Below are 3,152 nucleotides of genomic sequence, written 5' to 3'. Positions count from 1 at the left end.
GGTGTGCCTCTAGGCCAGGCGGCGATCACCTGCGTGACCCCGCCCTCCAAGGTGGAAGACTATGAACGGCCAGAATATCCGTATCCGGCTCAAGGCGTTTGATCACCGGATCCTCGATGCGTCGACCCGCGAAATCGTCAACACGGCGAAGCGGACCGGCGCGCAGGTTCGTGGACCGGTTCCGCTCCCGACGCGGATCGAAAAGTTCACGGTCAACCGTTCGCCGCACATCGACAAGAAGTCGCGCGAACAGTTCGAGATGCGTACGCACAAGCGTCTTCTCGACATCATCGATCCGACCCCGCAGACCGTGGACGCGCTGATGAAGCTCGACCTCGCGGCCGGCGTGGACGTCGAGATCAAGCTCTAAGGCACAGCCCGGTGAGAGAGAACGCCATGCGCTCAGGTGTGATCGCACAGAAAGTGGGCATGACCCGCATCTACAACGATGCCGGGGAACACGTGCCGGTGACAGTTCTCAAGCTTGAGAACTGCCAGGTCGTGGCCCACCGTACCGTCGACAAGAACGGCTATACGGCCATCCAGCTCGGTGCTGGTCTGGCCAAGGTGAAGAATACGTCCAAGGCGATGCGGGGTCACTTCGCGGTGGCCAACGTCGAGCCGAAGCGGGAACTCGCGGAATTCCGCGTGACCCCGGACAACCTGATCGAGGTGGGCGCGGAGCTGACCGCCGACCATTTCGTGGTCGGGCAGTTCGTGGACGTGACCGGCACCTCGATCGGCAAGGGCTTTGCCGGTGTCATGAAGCGCCACAACTTCGGTGGTGGCCGCGCGACCCACGGCAACTCGGTTTCGCACCGTTCGCACGGTTCGACCGGCCAGCGCCAGGATCCGGGCAAGGTCTTCAAGAACAAGAAGATGGCCGGCCACATGGGTGACGAACGCGTCACCACGCAGAACCTGAAGATCGTCCGCACGGACATCGACCGCGGCCTGATCCTCGTCGAGGGTGCGGTGCCCGGTTCCAAGGGTGGCTGGATCCTCGTCCGCGACGCGGTCAAGAAGAAGCTGCCCGACGCGGCTCCTGTGCCGGGTTCGTTCCGCACCACCTCGGCCCAGCCCGAGACGGCTCATGCGGGGGAAGGTGAGTAATGGAACTCGAAGTCAAAACCCTTGACGGCGAAGCCGCGGGTTCGATCGCGCTCGCCGACGAGATCTTCGGTCTCGAACCGCGCGCCGACATCCTGCAGCGCGTCGTCCGCTGGCAGCTCGCCAAGCGCCAGGCCGGTACGCACCATGCGAAGACCCGCAACGAGGGCAATCGCACGGGCAAGAAGATGTACCGTCAGAAGGGCACCGGCGGCGCCCGTCACGGTGACAAGAACGCTCCGCAGTTCCGCGGCGGCGGCAAGGCCTTCGGTCCGGTGGTCCGCTCTCACGAGCACGACCTCCCCAAGAAGGTCCGCGCCCTCGGACTGAAGCTCGCCCTCTCGGCGAAGGCGAAGGGTGCCAACATCCTCGTCATCGACGAGGCGGTGGCCAACGACCCGAAGACGAAAGCGCTTCGGGACCGTTTCGCCAAGCTGGGCCTCGGCAGCGCGCTGATCATCGACGGCGCGGTTCCGAACGACAACTTCCGCCTGGCGGCGCGCTCGATCGCGAAGATCGACGTCCTTCCGGTGCAGGGCATCAACGTCTACGACATCCTTCGTCGTGACACGCTGGTGCTGACCAAGGCGGCCGTGGCCGCTCTGGAGGAGCGGTTCAAATGACCAACCTCAAGCACTACGACATCATTCTGAGCCCGGTCATCACCGAGAAGGCCACGATCCAGTCCGAACAGGACAAGGTCGTCTTCAACGTGGCGCCGACGGCGACCAAGCCCGAGATCAAGGCGGCCGTCGAGGCGCTGTTCCAGGTGAAGGTCAAGAGCGTCAACAGTCTCGTCCGCAAGGGCAAGACCAAGCGCTTCCGTGGCCGGCTCGGCCAGCAGTCGGATGTCAAGCGCGCGATCGTGACGCTGGAGTCCGGCTACGCGATCGACGTGACCACCGGCCTTTGATGAGAGCGGCAGGATAAGATGGCACTCAAGAGTTTCAAACCGACGACGCCTGGCCAGCGCCAGCTCGTGCTCGTCGACCGCTCCGAGCTCTACAAGGGCAAGCCGGTCAAGTCCCTCACCGAGGGTCTGAACAAGTCGGGCGGCCGTAACAACCTCGGCCGTCAGACCTCGCGCAATGTCGGTGGCGGCCACAAGCGCAGCTACCGTCTGGTCGACTTCAAGCGCACCAAGCGTGACGTCGTCGCGATCGTCGAGCGGATCGAATACGATCCGAACCGTTCGGCCTTCATCGCGCTGCTGCGCTACGCCGACGACGAGCTGAGCTACATCCTGCTCCGCAGCGTCTCGCGGTTGGCGATCAGGTGGTCGCGTCGGCCCAGGCCGACGTGAAGCCGGGCAATGCGATGCCGCTTTCGGCCATTCCGGTCGGCACGATCGTGCACAACGTCGAGCTGAAGCCGGGCAAGGGCGGCCAGGTCGCCCGGTCCGCCGGCACCTACGCCCAGCTGGTCGGTCGCGACCAGGGCTATGCGATCCTGCGCCTCAACTCCGGTGAGCAGCGCAAGGTCCAGGCCAGCTGCCTTGCGACCATCGGTGCGGTGTCGAACCCGGACCATTCGAACATCTCGATCGGCAAGGCCGGTCGTTCGCGCTGGCTCGGCATTCGCCCGCATGTCCGCGGCGTCGCCATGAACCCGGTCGACCATCCGCACGGCGGTGGCGAAGGCCGGACGTCGGGCGGCCGCCACCCGGTCACCCCGTGGGGCAAGCCGACCAAGGGCAAGAAGACGCGCCAGAACAAGGCGACCGACAAGTTCATCGTGCGCAGCCGTCACGCGCGCAAGAAGACGCAGTGATAGGAGACGATCGTGGCTCGTTCTGTCTGGAAAGGTCCGTTCGTCGACGGGTATCTGCTCAAGAAGGCGGATACCGTGCGCTCGTCCGGTCGCAATGAGGTCATCAAGATCTGGAGCCGTCGCTCGACGATCCTGCCCCAGTTCGTCGGTCTGACCTTCGGTGTCTACAATGGCCAGAAGCACATTCCGGTCTCGGTGAACGAGGACATGGTGGGTCACAAGTTCGGCGAGTTCTCGCGACCCGGACCTACTATGGACACGCCGCCGACAAG

General features: G+C 64.4%; 4 protein-coding genes and 2 pseudogenes. All 6 read left to right on the top strand.

The window, feature by feature from the left end:
- Positions 1-61 precede the first annotated feature (61 nt).
- A complete protein-coding gene (gene rpsJ, locus A6302_RS19825) occupies positions 62-370 on the top strand; it encodes a 30S ribosomal protein S10 (protein ID WP_026782425.1) in 309 nt (102 codons plus the stop codon).
- A gap of 26 nt (positions 371-396) precedes the next feature.
- Positions 397-1,113 (top strand): 50S ribosomal protein L3, encoded by a 717-nt coding sequence (gene rplC / locus A6302_RS19820; RefSeq protein ID WP_069308460.1) that lies wholly within the window; start codon positions 397-399, stop codon positions 1,111-1,113.
- Positions 1,113-1,733 (top strand): 50S ribosomal protein L4, encoded by a 621-nt coding sequence (gene rplD / locus A6302_RS19815; RefSeq protein WP_069308459.1) that lies wholly within the window; start codon positions 1,113-1,115, stop codon positions 1,731-1,733. The genes rplC and rplD overlap by 1 nt, the downstream gene beginning before the upstream one ends.
- Entirely contained in the window at positions 1,730-2,023 is a 294-nt protein-coding gene (locus A6302_RS19810; protein ID WP_069308458.1) for a 50S ribosomal protein L23, read from the top strand. Before rplD ends, A6302_RS19810 begins: the two co-directional genes overlap by 4 nt.
- Positions 2,024-2,041: 18 nt before the next feature.
- Positions 2,042-2,880, top strand: a pseudogene (gene rplB / locus A6302_RS19805) (50S ribosomal protein L2).
- A 12-nt stretch (positions 2,881-2,892) separates the two neighbouring features.
- A pseudogene (gene rpsS / locus A6302_RS19800) lies at positions 2,893-3,152 on the top strand (30S ribosomal protein S19); the annotation flags it as partial.

It is taken from the genome of Methylobrevis pamukkalensis (assembly GCF_001720135.1).
GTDB classification, from domain to species: domain Bacteria; phylum Pseudomonadota; class Alphaproteobacteria; order Rhizobiales; family Pleomorphomonadaceae; genus Methylobrevis; species Methylobrevis pamukkalensis.
Note: the sequence above shows the minus strand (reverse complement) of the source record. Positions and strands in the feature narration are given on the sequence as shown.